11 protein-coding genes are annotated in these 20,004 nt (G+C 37.4%); 5 read left to right on the top strand and 6 right to left on the bottom strand.

The window, feature by feature from the left end; translation table 11 throughout:
- Nucleotides 1–3,201, bottom strand: a complete 3,201-nt coding sequence (locus AC07N0_RS20300) for a SusC/RagA family TonB-linked outer membrane protein (protein ID WP_494590752.1) — start codon at nucleotides 3,199–3,201, stop codon at nucleotides 1–3.
- Nucleotides 3,202–3,455: 254 nt separating this feature from the next.
- Here AC07N0_RS20300 and AC07N0_RS20295 point away from each other — a divergent pair, with 254 nt between their 5' ends.
- Nucleotides 3,456–4,214, top strand: coding sequence for a DeoR/GlpR family DNA-binding transcription regulator (locus AC07N0_RS20295; RefSeq protein WP_492804335.1), 759 nt, complete (start codon nucleotides 3,456–3,458; stop codon nucleotides 4,212–4,214).
- Between the two features lie 129 nt (nucleotides 4,215–4,343).
- Here AC07N0_RS20295 and AC07N0_RS20290 read toward each other — a convergent pair whose 3' ends face one another.
- The 5 genes from AC07N0_RS20290 to AC07N0_RS20270 form a co-directional block, all read right to left on the bottom strand.
- Nucleotides 4,344–4,748 carry a DUF983 domain-containing protein gene (locus AC07N0_RS20290; RefSeq protein WP_494590751.1) on the bottom strand — a complete coding sequence of 135 codons (405 nt, stop codon included), beginning with the start codon at nucleotides 4,746–4,748 and terminating at the stop codon, nucleotides 4,344–4,346.
- A gap of 216 nt (nucleotides 4,749–4,964) precedes the next feature.
- Nucleotides 4,965–6,215, bottom strand: a complete 1,251-nt coding sequence (locus AC07N0_RS20285) for a sugar MFS transporter (RefSeq protein WP_492804338.1) — start codon at nucleotides 6,213–6,215, stop codon at nucleotides 4,965–4,967.
- Between the two features lie 192 nt (nucleotides 6,216–6,407).
- Complete coding sequence (nagB, locus tag AC07N0_RS20280; protein ID WP_494590750.1) at nucleotides 6,408–8,339, bottom strand: glucosamine-6-phosphate deaminase; 1,932 nt, start codon at nucleotides 8,337–8,339, stop codon at nucleotides 6,408–6,410.
- Nucleotides 8,340–8,805: 466 nt separating this feature from the next.
- Nucleotides 8,806–10,269, bottom strand: coding sequence for an aldehyde dehydrogenase (NADP(+)) (locus AC07N0_RS20275; RefSeq protein WP_494590749.1), 1,464 nt, complete (start codon nucleotides 10,267–10,269; stop codon nucleotides 8,806–8,808).
- Between the two features lie 108 nt (nucleotides 10,270–10,377).
- Nucleotides 10,378–11,091: an NUDIX hydrolase gene (locus tag AC07N0_RS20270; RefSeq protein ID WP_494590748.1), complete on the bottom strand. Its 714-nt coding sequence runs from the start codon at nucleotides 11,089–11,091 to the stop codon at nucleotides 10,378–10,380.
- A gap of 263 nt (nucleotides 11,092–11,354) precedes the next feature.
- Here AC07N0_RS20270 and AC07N0_RS20265 point away from each other — a divergent pair, with 263 nt between their 5' ends.
- From AC07N0_RS20265 to AC07N0_RS20250, 4 genes are all read left to right on the top strand, one after another.
- The gene (locus tag AC07N0_RS20265; protein WP_494590816.1) at nucleotides 11,355–15,053 is read left to right on the top strand and encodes a ThuA domain-containing protein; all 3,699 of its coding nucleotides are present in this window, start codon (nucleotides 11,355–11,357) and stop codon (nucleotides 15,051–15,053) included.
- 64 nt (nucleotides 15,054–15,117) lie between these two features.
- Nucleotides 15,118–16,125, top strand: coding sequence for a sugar phosphate isomerase/epimerase family protein (locus tag AC07N0_RS20260; protein WP_494590747.1), 1,008 nt, complete (start codon nucleotides 15,118–15,120; stop codon nucleotides 16,123–16,125).
- 182 nt (nucleotides 16,126–16,307) lie between these two features.
- On the top strand, nucleotides 16,308–17,609 hold the full coding sequence (locus AC07N0_RS20255) for a leucine-rich repeat-containing protein kinase family protein (protein WP_494590745.1): 1,302 nt from the start codon (nucleotides 16,308–16,310) through the stop codon (nucleotides 17,607–17,609).
- Between the two features lie 113 nt (nucleotides 17,610–17,722).
- Complete coding sequence (locus AC07N0_RS20250; RefSeq protein WP_494590744.1) at nucleotides 17,723–19,942, top strand: TonB-dependent receptor; 2,220 nt, start codon at nucleotides 17,723–17,725, stop codon at nucleotides 19,940–19,942.
- Nucleotides 19,943–20,004: the final 62 nt, after the last annotated feature.

Here is a 20,004-nt window from a genome sequence, read left to right as displayed (position 1 = left end):
TTAGAATTTCAAATTCAGGTTCAAACCGTATGAACGAGTACGAGGTAAGCCAACCGACTCGATACCTTGTGCTGCACCATTGGTCAAGCTTTGCTCTGGATCAAAATTGTCTGTTTTCTTATACAGAATCAGAAGGTTACGTCCTACTAATGATACGCTTGCCGACTGTATACCCAATGCTTTCAAGAAACCAGCAGGTAGACGGTAAGAAATGATAACCTGACGTAGTTTCACAAAACTTGCATCATGCACAAATAATTCAGTATATCTGTTTAAGTTATTATAGTATGCACTACGTAAATTAGCCACAGGCACTGTATAAGAATAGGCATCTCCGTTAGCAGTAACACCGCTTAATGCTAAACCATTTTCACGACCTGGCAAGGTAGATTTCAACAATCCTAGACGAGTAGCATATACTTCCATTACTGAGAAGATACTACTACCAAACTTACCATCAACCAATACATCTAATGAGAAGTTTTTGTATTTGAATGAGTTCGTTAAACCCATTGTATAAGGAGGAACACCATTGCCCAAAAACTGGTTGTTATCAGTTTGCAAAGGCAGGTTAGAGTTGGTATCATAGATAATTCTTCCCGCAGCATCTGTCTTTTTACGGTATCCATAAATTCCACCAAAAGGCATTCCTACTTGGTTGTTAATGAATGCGTTACCATTGGCAGAAGTTCCGATTGAAAACGTACTGATACCATCAGCCAGCTTTAATACTTCACTTTTGTTATAGGCGAAGTTGAAGCTAGTATTCCATGAGAAATCAGCAGATTTAATAGGCGTACCTTCTATCAACAATTCTATCCCTTTATTACTTAATTCGCCTGAGTTCAAAATAGCACTTGTATAACCTGATGCTCCTGAAATAGGCACACTTACAATATCATTGGATGATTTTTTGTCATATAAAGCGGCATCAAAATTTAAACGACCTCCAAACACGCGAGTACTTAATCCTAATTCAACTGTTGTAGACGTAAACGGTTTTAATTCTGCGTTAGTAATCGAAGCAGAGCTTACATTTTGTAATGGTACTGAGCTCGCACTTGGAACATTACTATACGCTAAGTTGATAGCATAAGGGTCAGGACCGCCCCCACCTACTTGTGCCCATGAACCACGCAATTTTACTTGATCAAATGCCTGTGGCATTCTGATTACATCTGATAAAATCAAACTTGTTCCAACACTTGGATAGAAGATATTATTGTTTTTAGGACTTAGCGTTGAAAACCAATCCTGACGACCTGTTAGCGTTAAAAACCAGATTCCTTTATAATCTAAATCTGCTGAACCAAATACAGAGTTTGTTTTGATATTACTAGTAACTGGAGTAGCCGTAGATGTTGACAAGTTTGAAAAACTATAGAAATAAGGTATCGTATAGCCCTGTCCATAGAAATCAAATTGATTGTTTTTAAACTGACGAGTATTCCCTCCTGCTAATACTGACAATCCAATTGTTTCTGCAAATTTGGTATTGTAAGCAACCGTAATCATGCTATTAGTTTCTGATACATCCGACTTGATGCCATCGTACTGACCTTGAGGGATATACTGCCCGCCTGTTGGCTGAATACTCGTGAAATTATAATTATAGAAATCGCGTGTCGTAGTACCTTTTATGGTCAGGTTTTTTAATATATCATACGAAATTGAAGCTTGTCCAATAAAACGGTCTTTCGTATCTGTTTGCTTAAACTTATTGATAAAGAAGTAACCATTGGTTACGATACCTGCATCATTCCAAAAAATCTCATTACCATTAGTATCATATCCAGGATTCAACCAACGTACATCTACTGTATTGGCTACTTCGTATGGCATCCAGTTGGGGTTACCCAAAGCATCCCCTGCCACTGGTCTATTATTACCTTTTTCAAGATTATACTGTACTACTGCTTCTGCTCTAAGACGGTCGCTTAGTTTAGCTGAAATATTTAAACTAGCCGTTTTACGATTATAAGTATTAGAAGGCAATATGCCTTTCGCATCCATATCTGCTAAAGAAAGACGGTATAAAATCGCGTCGTTACCTCCTGAAAAAGCAATTGAGTTGGTGAAAGTTGTTCCTGTCTGATAAAAATTCTTCAGGTTATCCTTTTGTGCTACATACGGGTGAGTTTTACCATCAGCTGCTACATAATCAGTAGAACCATCGATTTTTGACCCAAACGAACGGCGACCAGTTCCTTGTGCCTGTGCCAGTGTTGTTGGTTTTACACCACCATCTCCTTGTCCGTATTCATATTGAAAATCTGGAAATACAGAGATATTTTCCATTGAATACGTACCATTGTATTCTACGCCAATTCCTTTTTGTTGCTTTCCTTTTTTGGTAGTAATCAAGATTACCCCATTAGCACCACGTGAACCATACAATGCCGCGGCAGCACCACCTTTTAGTACTGTCATTGACTCGATATCGTCTGGATTGATGGCTGCAATACCATCTCCACGGTCTGTTCCAGCTTTAGTTCCTAAGCCGTTAGGTAATGAACTTCCACCAGGAACACTGTTATCTATTGGCATCCCGTTGATTACATATAACGGTTGGCTATTGCCTGTCAATGAGCCATTACCACGAATAACCACACGACTTGAACCACCAGGGCCAGTAGATAGACCAGTAGCATTTACCCCAGCTATTTTTCCTGTTAAACCATTGGCTACGTTATTCTCACGTGCTTGTGTAAATTCCGCACCATTTATTTCTGATACTGAATAGGCAAGTGCACGCTTGTCTTTCTTTACACCTAAAGCTGTTACGACAATCTCTCCAAGTTGCTGAACACTTTCTTTTAATGTCACTGAAACAGAAGTCTGTCCTGCTGAAAGAGCTACTTCAAATGTTTCAAAGCCTACGCTACTTACTACTAACGTAATATTTTTAGTAGCGATGTTATCTGGCAAATTCAGTTTGAAATTTCCTTCTGCATCTGTACTTGTTCCAACTCTTGGACTTTCTTTGATAAAAACCGCAGCACCAATCACTGGACTTGCATCTTTTGCAGAAACAACTTTCCCCCCTATTTCTTTAGCTACACTCTTTTCTGATGGTTTTCGAAGATAAGTAACGGTATTTTTATTCACATCAGCATGCGAATAGCCACTTATTGCTAAACTTCCAATAAGAGAAAGCCATAAGAAGCGTTGAGGGCTTTTTAATAGTCTAATTTTTTTCATGCTTAAAAGTTTTTTATGGTAAATTGGATTCTGCAATAACCGCAAATAAATATTGCACTTATTGCAACAAACATATAAATTTTTTGCACACAAAAAACAATTTGTTAAGAAAATAATAACAAATTGTAATAAAAATGAGTATTTTTTCTTAAAAATTGCAAAATTTGCAATATAATTTACCCTAAAACCTTCTGATAATTTGCAGTTTTTTTATACCTTTGTTCTATTCAATTTGATAAATTTTAATAATTATAATGTCGATTAACTTATTAAAGAAAGAACGTAAAGATTTGATTTTAAAGGAAATCAATGTTCATACAAGAATATCTTTAGGAGAATTAGTAGAAGCGTTGAGTGTATCTGAAGACACCATTCGAAGAGATATTAATGAATTAGCAGAAGAGGGCGAAATTATCAAGATTAGAGGCGGGGCTATGTCAAAAGCTTACCATCACTCTTCTAATCTTAAGGAGACCTATGCCCATAGTCATAAAGTAGAAATAGGACAAAAAGCATTTTCTTTGTTAAAAGAGGGAATGTTAGTGCTGATTGGTGGGGGTACTACTATCCGAGAATTTGTAAAACTAATTCCAGAGGATTTTACGGCTACCTTCATGACAGTCAACCCTTTAACGGCTGTTGAATTATTGGATAAACCTAATATTGAGATTATTCTGATTGGTGGACAAGTATCAAGATACAGTCAAATGTCTATTGGTGGAGAAGTACATCACCGCCTTTCAGAAATGAAAGCAGATTTATGTATTTTGGGTACAAATGCGCTAGATGCTCAAGGAGGTTTAACCGACTCTGATTGGGAAACGGTACAAGTAAAAAAGGCGATGATGAAGGCATCAGACAAGGTGGCCGTATTGGCTATTTCAGAAAAATTAAATTCTGTGATGAAAATGAAAGTAGCCGACCTACAAGAAATCGACTACTTAATTACTGAATTGCCCGCCCATTCTCCAGAATTATCTGCTTATCAAAATAGCAAATTGCAAGTGTTATAATTAATTGTGAGTTAGTGAGTTAGTGAGTTGTGAGTTAGTGAAGGATATTCACACAAATAGAGTTTCCTAAAAATCATTTAATCTCAATATTTTCAAAAAATCACTAACTCACAACTCACTCATTCACAACTATCTCTCTGGTTTATATTTTACAAAGCCGAAGAGGTGTAAAAATACAGATCTCGACATTCTGAAATTAAAAGGTACCGAAAGAAGTGATACTACTGTGATTGGGATGATATAACCCATAATCGGAGGGTCATTAAAAAACCAATACAATACTACGCCCAACACAATTAATATTAATATGGAAAACCCATAGCTTACAAACATCGCTCCATACCAAAAGCCTGGTTCTACTTCGTAACGTAAATTACAAACAGGACAATTTGTATGCATTTCATCAAACTTATCTACACGTAAGAATGAATATTTAAACATTTTACCTTCTCTACATTGTGGACATCTTTGTTCGACAATGGCTTCAAATTTAGAACGCTCTCTATCTAATTTCAAGGTCTGATACTGGCTCATAACTTTATTGTTTAATTATCTTTAAATGATTTTTATCATTTAATAATCATACAACAAAGCTACTACCAAGCCATCCAATCCAATGGTATTTAATAAGCTGTCTATAGGACTTTTTACTTATTTTGTTTTAGTTGTGAGTTAGTGAATTGTGAGTTGTGAATAGTTTTAAATCTTAAAGTGTATCACTCATTCACAATTCACTAAATCACAACTATTTTACCACGTTTGTTTTTTATGTCCAATCGTTGCGAAGTATAGTATGTATAGATAGCAAGGAATTAATATCAGATAAGCTTGTTGAACACCTACTGACTCAGCGATTTTTCCGTAGAAAAATGGTAAAATAGCACCGCCACCAATACCCATAATCAATAGAGCAGAACCAAATTCGGTCTTTTTACCCAATCCTTTAATCGCTAAAGGGAAAATAGCTGGCCACATTAAAGAATTAGCTAAACCCAACAATGCCACAAAACCAACAGAAGTAAATCCAGACGTAAAGATGATACCGATGGTAAATAGTACGCCAATAATACCACAATACATCAATGCCTTATTTTGCGGAATGTATTTCGGAATAGCCACGATACCTACAAAATAACCAACTAGCATAGCAATTAACGTTAGCGAAGTAAAGTTTTTAGCAACATCTAAACTAATGCCTAATGAACTTCCGTATTGCCCGATGGTGTCTCCAGCAATTACTTCAACGCCTACACAACAGAAAATCGCTAAAATTCCTAATACCAAATTTACATGTTGGAATATACTTTTTCCACTTGTGTCTTGAACGGCTTCGTTTTCATCCTTGCTTGTGTCAATCTCTGGCAAACTAGATTTATAAATCATAAATGCCAAAAGCAATAATGCAATAGCCATTACGATATAAGGTACGATAACTCGTCCAGCCAATTCGTTTAATAATATTTCTTTTTCACTGGCAAGGCTCGTTTTTAATTGATTTTCGATGTCGCTTGCACCATCTAAAATGATTGCCCCTAAAATCAGCGGACTTAACGCTCCTGCAATTTTATTACAAACACCCATGATACTAATGCGTTGAGCTGCACTCTCAATCGGGCCTAAAATACTGATATATGGATTGGATGCCGTTTGTAATAAAGAAATCCCTGCTCCTTGAATGAATAATCCTGTAAGGAATAAAGCAAAAGAACGACTTTGGGCAGCAGGCACAAATACAACGGCACCTATCGCCATTATCACCAACCCCCAAGCCATGCCATTTTTAAAGCCTACTTTTGTCAAAATCAAAGACGATGGAATCGCTAAAAAAACATAGGCAATATAAAAAGCAAAGGTTACTAAAAGAGCCTCGGCATATTCAAGCTCACAAGCAATTTTAAGAAATGGGATAAGCGTTCCGTTGAGCCAAGTGATAAAACCAAAGATGAAAAACAGCATCCCGATGATAACAATGGGCGATAGAAAAGATTTATTTTTAGTCATAATGGTGGTTGGTTTGGGGCAAAATGTATAAATAAAGTAAGTTGAAGACAATCTTGAAAGGCACATATTAAATAAATTCACTACAGGCATAGCCCGTAGTGAATTCTAATGTTCAAGCATTATTAATATATAACCAGTTCTAACTAAATACTTGTTGTTTTGATTGATAATAAGGAAAAACTTACCCTAAAATCAATAATGATATCTTACAAAAGCCTCGATGGCTGCATATTCTGCAAAACCTAACTTATTGTACAATTCAGCGGTAGCGCTATTTCTGTCTTCGGCACGTTGCCAGAATTCTCTTGAATCGTTCCCTTGAAAAACTACCCCATCTTTTTGAGATTGGTGTTTGAAAATACCATGACGCTTCTGCAATACTTGCGTTGGGCTCATTGGCACAGCCATTTCAATTTCATGAATATCCCATTCTGCCCATGCTCCTCGATACAACCACACCCAACAGTCATTCATGTACTCTTCTTTTTTCAAACGGTCAAGCGATTCAAAAATAGCATCTAGGCATACTTTGTGCGTTCCGTGTGGGTCTGCCAAGTCGCCTGCTGCAAAAATTTGATGTGGTTTTATTTCAGCAATGATATTCGATACAATCTTGATGTCTGCTTCGCCCAATGGCATTTTTTGAATAGCGCCTGTTTCGTAAAAAGGCATATTCAAAAAGTGAACGTTAGTAGCAGGAATGCCTACAAAACGACAAGTAGCTTTTGCTTCACCTTGACGAATAATACCTTTTACATAACGCACAGCAGGAATATCTATTTCACTATCTTTTTTAGTACTTAAAAATGCACGAGCTTCTTCAAAAACAGTATTGTATTTTCTGTTCTCGATATCGAAGGTGTTATTGAAATCGTCTAAGAAATCGATAAAGCGTAGGGCTTCATCGTCTGCCACAGCAATGTTTCCAGAAGTCTGATAAGCTACGTGCACATCATGCCCTTGGTCAACTAAACGTTGGAATGTTCCCCCCATCGAGATAATATCATCGTCAGGGTGTGGACTGAAAATCAATACTCTTTTCTGTGCAGGGAAAGCTCTTTCTGGTCTGTTGGCATCACTCGCTAGCGACTTGCCCCCTGGCCAACCCGTAATAGTATGTTGAAGGCTTTGGAAAACCTGTAAGTTAATATCGTAAGCCTGTCCGTAGTTCGCTAGTAAATCACTCAAACCGTTTTCATTATAATCACGATTGGTTAATTTCAAGATAGGTTTATCCAAACTCAATGCTAAATTGGTAACGGCCTTTTTCACCATCATCTTATCCCAATTTACTTCATCAAACAACCAAGGTTTTTTACGGCTACTCAATTCAGAAGCACTTGCTTCGTCTAAAATAAACCTTACATTTTGATGCCCTTGCAAATACGAAGCTGGTATTTTTTCAGAAACAGGGCCTTCTATTGCCTCCTTGATTACTTTTGCTTTATGCTCCCCAAAAGCTAAAAGAACAACTCTTTTGGCTTCCATGATTGCCTTTATTCCCATTGTCACTGCTCTGCGTGGCACTTTTACCAAAGAACCAAAGTCGCCAGCAGCATCCATGCGGGTAGTAATATCAAGTGTCATTAGACGGGTTCTTGAATTAACTAACGAACCTGGCTCGTTAAACCCAATATGTCCGTTTCTACCGATACCTAATATTTGTATATCTAGTCCGCCTAATTCTTCAATCTGAGCCTCATATTCTTTACAAAAAATTGAAAGCTTTTCCAGTGGCAAAGTACCTGTTGGAATATGGCAGTTTTCAGGAGCAATGTTTATATGATTAAACAATTGTTCTTTCATAAAGCGATGATAACTCTGTACGGCGTCAGGTTGCATCGGATAATATTCATCCAAATTGAAAGTAATCACATTTTCAAAACTTAGTCCTTCTGTTTTATGCAGGCGAATAAGTTCAGCATATACTTTTTTAGGTGTTGACCCTGTGGCTAAGCCCAATACTGCGGGTTTGCCTAAAGCATTTTTGTGACGAATAATTTTTGCGATTTCTTGTGCCACCGCTTTAGAGGCTTCAGAGGCATCTTTATAAATTTTGGTGGGTACTCTTTCCAAAGAGATTGCTTCTTTTTCTAATTCTATGGCTTCAGTTGCTTCAATCATTTTAATGACAATTTTGAGTAAATATTTCTTAGTGATGGAATAAGAAGCACAAACTTAATGTCAAAAGAATTATACTACACAATGAATTTTAAAATAAAAAATACAAAACAGTAAAATAATTATTACTGAAATATATTACCGAATTTAAAAAATTACCTAATGTTAATTAGAAAAGAGAGGAACAATAAAGATAAAAAATCGGAAATAAAATATTGATTTTTTCAAAAAATGCATTAAATAGCACATAAAGCCTATTTTTAATGGGTAAAATACAATATTGATTGAGGATTCAAGTAGGAATTAATGGAAAAACAAGAGATAGTAGAAGAGATATAGAATTTCTTGAAGAGCGTTGAAAACATCAAATGGGCTAAAAAGACATATTTTAACCCATTTGATGAAATTTTGATAAAATTATAAATTTCACACATCTGGAAATATATTTCCGATTAACAAAATTTATTAATTATTTTTTCCATTCGTTATCTACCATTCTCCAAATATTCAATGGATTAGATTCTTGTAATTCTTCTGGCAAAAGGCTATCTGGGAAGCTTTGATAACTAGCAGGACGAACAAAACGTTTAATAGCATCTGGTCCAACTGAAGTAAAACGAGCGTCAGTACATGATGGGAATGGTCCGCCATGGTGCATCGCAAAACACACTTCAACACCTGTAGGAACACCATTAAAAATCAATCGACCACTGATATTTCTAAGTGCTTCTAATATGTCGTCATTCGCTTGTAATTCAGCTTCGGTAGCCATAAATGTAGCTGTTAGCTGTCCTTCTAAATGCTGTATCACTGCTATTAGCTGTGCTACATCTTTACATTTTACCACTAAAGAAAAAGGACCAAATACTTCTTGGTGTAAAGTCGGATTTGCTAAAAACACCTCAGCATCAACAGAAGCTACAGTAGCCAATCCTTGAATACTATCCGTTTTCTCAACAAGCGATTCTGCTTCTGTTTTTACGTCCTCTTGTGCTAATGCTACCGTTTTTTTGCCTTCATAGTTTTGGTAAATACCTGCATTAAGCATCTTTGCAGGGACCACTTTTTCTATTTCCGTAGCAAGAACGCTGATGAAACGCTCCAAGTCAGCATTATCAACGCCTAAAATCAACCCTGGATTAGTACAAAACTGACCAACACCTAAAGTGATAGAACCTGCATATTCTTTTGCAATGCTTTCAGCACTTTCAGCCATTTTTTCAGGCATTAGTACTACAGGATTGATACTTCCCATTTCTGAAAATACGGGAATCGGTTCTGGACGCTGATTCGCCATATCAAACAAGGCTTTTCCGCCAGCAAAAGAACCTGTAAAACCAACCGCTTTAGTTACTGGGTGCATTACTAGGGCTTTCCCGATTTCAAAACCGTTGCCTCCATCTACATGGGAAAAAGTACCTTTAGGCATTCCTGTGCGTTCTGCTGCACGTAATACCGCATCTGCAACCATAGCTGAAGTACGAGCATGCGCTGGATGACCTTTTAATACTACTGGACAACCAGCAGCCAAAGCCGAAGCAGTATCGCCACCCGCGGTTGAATAAGCATAAGGGAAATTACTAGCCCCAAAAACCACTACTGTCCCAAGAGGCACAGACATTTTACGAAGGTCAACTTTGGGTAATGGTTTGCGGTCTAATTGAGCAGTATCTATGCGTGCTTCTACCCAAGAACCTTCCTCTAATAAATCAGCAAACATTCTTAACTGAAAAATTGTACGTCCACGTTCGCCCAACAAACGGGCTTCTGGAAGATTGGTCTCTTCCATCGTAGTATGAATGAGCTCCAAGCCCAACGCTTCAATCTCTTCGGCAATCGTTCTTAAAAATACAGCTTTTTGTTTTCCAGAAACCTTACGGTATTGTTTAAACGCTTCAGCAGATTGAAGCATAATTTCATTAATATTATCCATTTCGTTTAATTCCAGCGATTTATGATGAGGCTGTTGATTATGTATATTATATAAAGTAAATAAAGGAAGAAATTACCTATTGAACAAAAACTAAAAATCAATAAATGATTATTTTACAAACTTATAAAGATAGGGTGCTTTGTGTGCTGCTCCTGTAAATTTTTTTTCAATGCGTTCTAAAATGCCCATTGTTAATATTTTACGTTGAAAGTTATCTCTTCTTAAAGGCTTATCCAGAATAGTTTCATATAAAATCTGAAGCTCTTTCATAGTAAACGTTTCAGGTAACAAATTAAGTCCAACTAATTTATCATCGAGCATAAATCTCAATGTTTCTAACGCTTTCTGAATTATTTCTGCATGGTCAAAAGCTAAATTAGGTAACTGGTGAATATCGTGCCATTCGCAAGCTTCATCATAGATACCGATTTTGGTATTTACCTTTGAAAAATCAACCAATGCATAATAGCCTATTGAAATAAAACGCTCGAAAACCCAACTATCTTCGGCTATTTGAATACTATTCGCCATTAATACTTTCTTGAGGGTTTCACCAGTAGAACGATTGGCTCTGCCAAAAACGTAAAATTGTTCAAGATAAATGTCTTGTAGCCCTGTTCTTTCTTCCAATATTCTTTGTGCAGCGGCTTCAATATCTTCACTTTTCATGACATAACCACCTGGCAACGACCATAATTCTAATTGCTTTACTTTCGGTAATAATACCTTTAGTTGCTCTCCATGAAACCCAAATATCACACAGTCAATGGATAATTGTTGAATGTATTTGCTCTCGTCAATCACTATTTTATCGGATTCCATACTTGTCTTATTCTAATACTAATTTCCACAAAAATAATACAAAAACTTGGCGGATTCAAGAAAATGAATTATCATTGTTCCATAATGAAACAATGATAATACTTAATCAATGAAATATTTAATTTTTTAATTATTTATCCTTGCGTTTACCTACCATTTACTTTGTTTTCAGCCATTTAATTTTATTATCTAATTCAAAACAATCAGTCAAAATGAACAAAAAACACTACCAGTTTCCCCCTTTAATAAATACCCTTGTGTTGATGTTGGGTATTTTTTTATTGGGTTCTAAGGTACTTATTGGACAAACAAACGCACCCAGAGTATTGGTCTTTAGCAAAACGGCTAGCTTTCGTCATACTTCTATTGAAGCTGGACAAGCAGCCTTTCAAAAAATGGCCAAGGAAAAAGGGTTTGTTGTAGACTTAACAGAAGATGCAACTGCATTCAATACTGAAAACCTTAAACGCTACCGTGCTGTTGTTTTTTTAAGCACAACGGGGGATGTATTAAACCCTGAACAACAAGTAGAATTTGAACGCTACATCCAAGCTGGCGGTGGCTACTTGGGTATCCATGCGGCAACAGATACGGAATACGACTGGCCTTGGTATGGTCGTTTGGCAGGTGCATTTTTCTTAGACCATCCAAGTACTCCGAGCAATGTTCAAAAAGGGAAGTTTTATGTAACGATGAAAAACCACTGGGGAACAAAGATGTTGCCTGACGAGTTTGAGCGTGAAGATGAATTTTATAGTTTTCAGAAAATAGACCCAACTATTAATGTGTTGGTAAAAATCGATGAGAAAACATACCAAGGAGGTAAAAATGGCGACAATCACCCAATTAGCTGGTATCACGAGTTTGATGGTGGGCGTTCATTTTATACAGCCATGGGACATACAGACCAAACTTATAGCGAGCCTCTTTTCTTGGCACACCTTTGGGCTGGCTTAAATTATGTAATGGGTGGTGATGCTCCAAAACCGTTGGATTACACAAAAGCTCGTCCAGAAGAAAACCGTTTTTCTAAAGTAGTGTTAGAAGAAAAATTGAGCGAGCCAATGGAATTAAGCGTCTTGAATGATGGACGTATTTTATTTATCGAGCGTCGTGGAGATGTGCGTTTGTATAATACTAAAACGAAACAATTGAAAACGATTGCATCGATTCCTGTAAGTACAAAGTATAAAGATAAAGAAGGCAAAATTTCAGAAGCAGAAGATGGTTTATTAGGCTTAAGCAAAGACCCTAATTTTGCACAAAATCACTGGATTTACTTGTACTATTCACCTCCAGGAGATGATGCCAAAAATATCTTGACGCGTTATGAATTACGTGGTGATGAATTGGTTTTATCTTCTAAAAAGGTACTGTTAGAAATCCCTACACAAAGAGAACAATGTTGTCACACTGGTGGCTCTATTGCTTGGGATAAAGCTGGTAACCTTTTCCTTTCAACAGGCGATAATACTAACCCACATGGTTCTAGTGGTTATAGCCCAAGCGACGAACGTCCAGATCGTAGTCCTTGGGATGCACAAAAATCATCTGCTAATACGAATGACTTAAGAGGTAAAATTATCAGAATTAAGCCTACTGCTGATGGTTCTTATACTATTCCAGAGGGAAACTTATTTGCAAAAGGTACACCAAATACGCGTCCTGAAATTTATACAATGGGACATCGTAACCCATTCCGTATTTCGGTAGACCAAAAAAATGGCAATTTATATTGGGGAGAAGTTGGACCAGACGCCAACAAACCTGCTGCTGACCGTGGCCCAGCAGGACATGACGAAGTAGGACAAGCACGCAAAGCAGGCAATTATGGTTGGCCACATTTTGTAGGTGATAACAAGGCTTACAATAAATTTGATTTTGTTAATAATAAATCATTAGAATTGTGGGATGCCAATGCACCAACGAATACTTCCCCAAACAACACAGGTTTGAAAGTATTACCTCCAGCACAAAAAGCATTTATATGGTATCCTTATGCCGAATCTCCAGAATTCCCATTAGTAGGTAGTGGCGGTAGAAACGCCATGGCTGGACCAGTATTTTATAGTGAAGCTTTCAAAAATGCTAATCATGCTTTTCCGAAATATTATGATGGAAAATTATTGATTTACGAATGGATGCGTGGCTGGATTATGGCAGTTACGCTAGACAAAGAAGGTAATTATGTGTCGATGGAACGCTTTATGCCAAGCTATAAATTTAGTAATCCGATGGATATGGAATTTGCCGAAAATGGTGATTTATATATGTTGGAATACGGCTCAGGCTGGTTCACGGCGAATGATGATGCCCGTTTGATTCGCATAGAATACAACGGAGGGAATCGTAAGCCAATTGTACAAATTGCGGCAGATAAAATGGGGGGCGCTATTCCTTTTAAAGTAACACTTAGTTCAAAAGGTACGGTAGATGCTGATGGAGATGTATTAAAATATACTTGGAAAATTACCGATAAGAAAGGGTTTATCAAAGTAATCAATACGCCTGATGCTTCATTGACATTAACCAAAGCTGGGGTTTATAAAGCAACGCTTACAGTTTTAGATGGTAAAGGCGAAAGCAATAGCCAATCGATGGAATTGACGGCAGGAAATGAACCGCCAGCATTGGCTTTTGATTTACCAAAAAGCAATAAAACGTTTTACTTCCCGAATAAACCATTCAATTATGAAGTAAGGGTAAATGATAAAGAAGATGGAAGCTTGGCAGATGGAAAAATCAAACCAGACCAAGTAGCTGTGAATATTGACTATCTGGCAGAAGGTTTTGATAAAATTGCTATCGCACAAGGGCACCGTTCAGCAGATGCTTCGGCAAGTTTTGCGTCAGGCAAAAAATTGATGGAAGCGAGCGACTGTAAGGCTTGCCACAGTATTGATAAAAAATCAGTGGGACCGATGTACAAAGACGTTGCGGCTAAATACAAAAACGATGGCGGGGCATTGGAAAGACTTACTAAGAAAGTCATTTCTGGTGGAAGTGGCGTTTGGGGAGAAGTTCCAATGAGTGGTCACCCACAACTTTCGGCCGCTGATGCATCTGATATGGTAAAATATATTTTGAGTCTCTCACAAGAAAAAGCTAAAGCAAATACTTTGCCTGTAAAAGGAGCATATACGGCTAAATTGCCTGCTAACGACAAAGGACAAGGCGTATATATTTTGCGTGCTTCTTACGAAGATCAAGGCTCGAAAGGAATACCTTCATTAGCTTCTGAAAAAACATATACCCTTCGTAATGCGAAAATGAGTCCGCATAAATTTGATACATACGAAGCCGTTTCAAAAATGTCATTCGGTGGTAACGAGTTAATTATTCCTTCTAAATCAGGTTCTTATGTCACTCTTAATCAGATAGATTTAGCAGAAATTAAGCAAATATCATTCTCAGCTGTTACACCAAAAGCACAGTTGAATGCCCAAGGCGGAGTTATTGAAATACGCCTTGATTCACCAACGGGGAAAGTAATAGGAGCATCTCCATTCCTTGCTCCTTCAGAAGAAATGAGCTTTGCGGGCAAACCAGTTGCCATCAACATTGCTCCTACCGAAGGAACGCATGATTTATATGTTGTCTTCCAAAACCCAAAAGCGGAAGGCTCGTTGATGGTAGTGATGGGTGTTGAGTTTAAAACAGAAGTAGGTGATACTGCTCCTGCCACTGTTGCGACGCCTGAGACTAAAACAGATTACAATGTTTATGCAGGCAAGTATAAAATGACAGGCTTACCGTTTGAGTTTATCTCAATTGCTGCAAAAGACGGAAAATTAATCATTGATGCAGGTGGTAACGTAGGAGAACTGACTCCAACCGACACTGCTGACAAGTTTGATGCAGGAGGTAAAGGAACGGTTAGTTTTGTAAAAGACGATACTGGAAACGTCATTAAAATGAAATTAGAAGCAATGGGAATGGCTTTTGATGGTAAAAAAGAATAAGTATTAAAACAGAAGGGCAACAGGGTGAAAACTTTGTTGCCCTTTTTTCAAACCTTTAAAACAAATGAAAAATAACATAGAAAATCTGGAACAAAATCATTCAAGCCGTCGCCAATTTATGGCTCAAATGGGACTTTTGACAGCGGCAAGTTTTCTTCCTGATACAATACTCGCTTCGGCAAAACCACACTTTGAAATTTCTTTGGCTGAATTCTCGTTGGCTGGGTCATTATTCAGTGGTAAACTGAAAAACATGGATTTTCCTGCCAAAGCTAAAAATGATTTTGGTATCAATGCCGTGGAATACGTCTCGATTTTTTGGGCTGATAAAGCCAAAGACCAAGCTTATTTAAACGAGCTGAAACAAAGGACTGCTGATTTGGGTGTTCAGAATGTATTGATTATGGTAGACTCCGAAGGTGATTTAGGGGCGAGTGATGCATCGGCTCGCCAGAAAGCCATTGAAAATCATTATAAATGGGTAGACGCTGCTAAATTTTTGGGCTGTCATTCAATCCGTGTAAACATGGATGGCGACGGTACGCCCGAAGAAATCATGAAAGCAGGCGTAGATGGTTATGGTAAATTGGTAGAGTATGGACAAAAAGCAGGTATTGGCGTAATTATCGAAAACCATATTACCATTTCTACCAATCCTGATTGGTTAGTAAGTTTACTGAAACAAGTTAATAATCCTTATGCAGGTTGTTTACCTGATTTTGGCAATTTTATTCAAAGAGAAAAGCCTAAAGCCATGACGATGGAGGGATTCAGAGATGCCAAAGTAATTCATGAATATGATAAGTACGATGGCGTAAAAAAACTGATGCCTTTTGCCAAAGGTGTAAGTGCTAAAACGCATTTCTTTGATGAGAGTGGAGCTTGCACAGATACAGATTTTGCTAAAATAATGCCGATAGTCAATAAAGGGATTACTAAAAATTTCAAAGGGTTTGTAGGCATTGAATACGAAGGAGGATTTATGAAAATGATGGGAGCTAAAGAAAACTATTTGGACGAGGATGCGGGCATCAGAGCAACTAAGGCTTTGTTGGAAAAGTATAGAATGTAAGGGTTAATCTATTGAGTATTTATTAATTATTATTATAGAATCTACTGATGGCATGACTTGAAGTCATGCCATCAGTGTTATATCACTTCTCAGAACTCTCTCTTTAGCGGAAAAAAGCTTCTCTCTGAAAGCTCAATACCCATTGCTGACTATCTTTGTCAGAAACAAACCTTTTGCCATTCATGCAGACACTCCAACAATTGTACTCAGGAGAACTATTAGGAACAACTCGTTTAAAATTATCTTGTGGATTAAAGACCTTTCCAAAGGAGATTTATACTTTAGCTGATACCTTAGAAATTTTAGATTTATCAGGCAATGAGCTTTCATCTCTCCCAGATGATTTTGGCATCCTAAAAAATCTAAAAATCGCCTTCTTTTCAGATAACCTTTTTACGGTGTTTCCAGCAGTATTAGCTGACTGTCCTGCCTTAGAAATGATTGGTTTCAAAGCCAATATTATCAAAACGATTCCAGAAAATGCCATTCCTATCAATACTCGTTGGTTAATTTTGACGAATAATGCTATTGAAAGCATTCCTGCTTCTATTGGGAAATGTACTCGTATGCAAAAGTTGATGTTGGCTGGTAATCGGCTAAAAGCCTTGCCACAGGAATTAGCAGGCTGTAAAAACCTAGAATTATTCCGCATTTCGGCCAATCAAATTGAACAATTTCCCGAAGAATTATTAACGTTCCCTCGCCTTTCATGGTTAGCTTTTGCAGGCAATCCTTTTTCAGAAAATACTGAAGAACAAGTAGCCTTAGAGGAATTTTCTTGGGATGAACTAACCATTAAAGAGCAATTGGGTGAAGGGGCTTCAGGCATTATTGCTAAAGCTGTTTGGGAAACTCATCATAAGGAAGTTGCCGTAAAAGTATATAAAGGAGAAGTAACCAGCGACGGCCTACCAACTGACGAAATGAATGCTTGTATTTCAGCAGGATCGCATCCGAACTTGGTAACAGTACTAGGCAAAATCAAAAACCATCCAAGCAACAAGCATGGTTTATTGATGGCACTGATTCCTCCGACATTTAGAAATCTTGGTGGACCACCAAGTTTTGAAACTTGTACCAGAGATACTTATCCTGCTGACACCGTCTTTACCTTGGCAGAAGTCATTAAAATATCTTCTTCTATTGCTAGCGTTGGCGAACATTTGCATGCCTTAGGTGTTTCGCATGGTGACTTATATGCCCATAATACGTTGGTAGATGAAAATGCGAATACATTGTTTGGAGACTTCGGTGCGGGCAGTACTTACCATGTACATTCTAGCAAAGCTCCTGCTATTCAGCGTTTAGAAGTAAGGGCTTTTGCTTGTTTGTTAGATGATTTACTAAGATACACTCAGCCTGCTGAAACAGAAAAAGAGGCTGTAGTTATCCTTCAAAGTTTGGTAAAAGCTTGTATGAACGAAATCGTTTTGGCACGACCAAGTTTTAAAGAAATTCATCAGCAAATTTTACTGCTTTGCTAAACTACCTAGTCTTTCTTATACACTCTATCTCAAAACCTATTTAATTTTACAAAAAACTTATTGCTCTCGGCTCAAAGCTGATAGCTTTATAAACCTTCCATCATCAAACATTCATGAAACAAACAATTACATTTATTCTATTATTTTTCAACCTAAATCTATTTGCCCAAAAAGTTGAAGGAACCATTACAGATGCTAACAAAAACCCCATTGAAGGCAGTTTTATTCTAAACAGACGTATTGACAAACATTCACATTCAAACAAATTGGGATATTTTGTTCTGGAGAAAGTCAGCAAAGGCGATACTTTAGAAATCTCGTGCATGGGTTTTAAAACACAGAAAATTGTGTTTACACCAGCAGAGCATTTTTTAAAAATCGTTTTAGAAGAAAGTACTTTTCAGCTGAATGAAGTAACGATTAGTCCAGAAGTAAATGCCCAGAATATTATCTCTAAAATAGATTTAAAGACTTATCCTGTCAATTCTTCTCAAGAAATTTTACGCAAAGTACCAGGGCTATTTATCGGTCAGCATGCTGGCGGTGGCAAGGCTGAACAATTATTTTTGCGAGGCTTTGATTTAGACCACGGCACAGACATCAATATTTCCGTGGATGGAATGCCCGTAAACATGGTTTCACACGCACACGGACAAGGCTATGCGGATTTACACTTTCTGATTCCAGAAACCATTGAAAAAATTGATTATGGCAAAGGTCCTTACTTCGCCAATAAAGGCAATTTAACAACGGCGGGGTATGTTGAATTTCAAACCAAGGAACGTATCAAGGAAAGTCAGGTTTCGGCAAGTGCTGGCATGTTTAATACTTTCAGGGCGATGGCTTTGGTCAATTTATTAGGTCAACAAGAAAAACAATCAGCTTATATCGCCAGTGAATATTTGTATTCTGATGGCCCTTTTATTTCGCCACAAAAATTCAATCGATTGAATCTGATGGGGAAATATGCCCTTGAGTTGCCCAATCAGCATAAAATCAATTTTTCAGTAGCCTATTTTACCAGCAAATGGAATGCTTCGGGACAAGTACCACAGCGAGCCATTGATGAAGGTTTGATTACTCGTTTCGGGGCAATTGATGATAAAGAAGGGGGAAATACCAGCCGAACAAACATCAATATTCAGCATACTAAAAAGGTAGGTAAATCGCTTCTGTTTAAAAATATGGCTTATTACAGTCACTATAATTTTGAACTATATTCCAACTTTACTTTTTTCTTAAACGACTCAGTCAATGGCGACCAAATCAAGCAAAAGGAATCCAGAGATATACTAGGATTTCAGTCAGAAATTCATAAATATTATACACTTTCAGGGAGCAGTTTATCTTGGCAGTCGGGCTTAGGGCTTCGTTATGATGCCGTGAACGACCTTGAGCTTTCGCATACGCTCAACCGTGTGACGATTTTGGAAAGGTTAAAATTTGGAGATGTACAAGAAACCAATGCTTTCGGATTTACAGGTATAGAATATCACCGTGGTAATTGGCTGATTAATCCAGCCATCAGATTTGATTACTTCAATTTTAATTACCTCGACAAGCTTAATAACAACCAAGTTCAAGCTGTTTCAAAATTTATTGCTAGTCCGAAATTGAATGTGATTTATAATCCAGACCACGACATTCAGCTATTCTTTAAAGTAGGTAAAGGCTTTCATTCAAATGATACGCGTGTAAGTAGTTTAGCAAGTAATAGCAAAGAGGTATTACCAGCCGCTTATGGCAGTGATTTAGGCATGATTTGGAAACCTCAGTCACGTTTAATCCTAAACATTGCTTTGTGGATTTTGCACCTCGACCAAGAGTTTGTGTATGTAGGCGACGAAGCTGTGATTGAAGCGAGTGGTAAATCATTGCGAAAAGGAATTGATTTAGGCATCCGCTATCAATTAAACAATTGGCTGTTTTTCAATGCCGACATGACGAATACTATAGCCAGAAGTATTGACGAACCCAAAGGGGCAGATTATATTCCCTTAGCTCCCGATTTTACCTTAACAGGCGGATTAAGTATTACTCACCCTTCTGGGTTTTCTGGTGGACTACGCGTTAGACATTTAGGCAATCGAGCAGCCAACGAAGATTATGCTATCGTAGCCAAAGGTTATACTATTACAGATTGTAATGTAAATTATAAAATCAAGAAGGTAAACTTTGGTTTAATAGCAGAAAATCTATTGAATGTAAAATGGAATGAAACACAGTTTGCCACAGAATCAAGATTGAAAAATGAAAGCGAACCTGTCACTGAAATTCATTTTACGCCAGGTTTTCCTTTCTTTTTAAAAGGCACAATAGGAATTAGTTTTTAGTTGAAACCAACAAAAAATGCCCCAGCTCTTTATTGAACTGAGGCATTTTTTATTTTAAACCT

Source organism: Arcicella sp. GW821-FHT09D11, from assembly GCF_059416265.1.
Note: the sequence above shows the minus strand (reverse complement) of the source record. Positions and strands in the feature narration are given on the sequence as shown.

What these genes read in the sequence shown, in the direction of transcription:
- AC07N0_RS20300 (WP_494590752.1), bottom strand. Translation starts at nt 3,201, where the DNA reads ATGAAAAAAATTAGACTATTAAAAAGCCCTCAACGCTTCTTATGGCTT.
- AC07N0_RS20295 (WP_492804335.1), top strand. Translation starts at nt 3,456, where the DNA reads ATGTCGATTAACTTATTAAAGAAAGAACGTAAAGATTTGATTTTAAAG.
- AC07N0_RS20290 (WP_494590751.1), bottom strand. Translation starts at nt 4,748, where the DNA reads ATGAGCCAGTATCAGACCTTGAAATTAGATAGAGAGCGTTCTAAATTT.
- AC07N0_RS20285 (WP_492804338.1), bottom strand. Translation starts at nt 6,215, where the DNA reads ATGACTAAAAATAAATCTTTTCTATCGCCCATTGTTATCATCGGGATG.
- nagB (WP_494590750.1), bottom strand. Translation starts at nt 8,339, where the DNA reads ATGATTGAAGCAACTGAAGCCATAGAATTAGAAAAAGAAGCAATCTCT.
- AC07N0_RS20275 (WP_494590749.1), bottom strand. Translation starts at nt 10,269, where the DNA reads ATGGATAATATTAATGAAATTATGCTTCAATCTGCTGAAGCGTTTAAA.
- AC07N0_RS20270 (WP_494590748.1), bottom strand. Translation starts at nt 11,091, where the DNA reads ATGGAATCCGATAAAATAGTGATTGACGAGAGCAAATACATTCAACAA.
- AC07N0_RS20265 (WP_494590816.1), top strand. Translation starts at nt 11,355, where the DNA reads ATGTTGGGTATTTTTTTATTGGGTTCTAAGGTACTTATTGGACAAACA.
- AC07N0_RS20260 (WP_494590747.1), top strand. Translation starts at nt 15,118, where the DNA reads ATGAAAAATAACATAGAAAATCTGGAACAAAATCATTCAAGCCGTCGC.
- AC07N0_RS20255 (WP_494590745.1), top strand. Translation starts at nt 16,308, where the DNA reads ATGCAGACACTCCAACAATTGTACTCAGGAGAACTATTAGGAACAACT.
- AC07N0_RS20250 (WP_494590744.1), top strand. Translation starts at nt 17,723, where the DNA reads ATGAAACAAACAATTACATTTATTCTATTATTTTTCAACCTAAATCTA.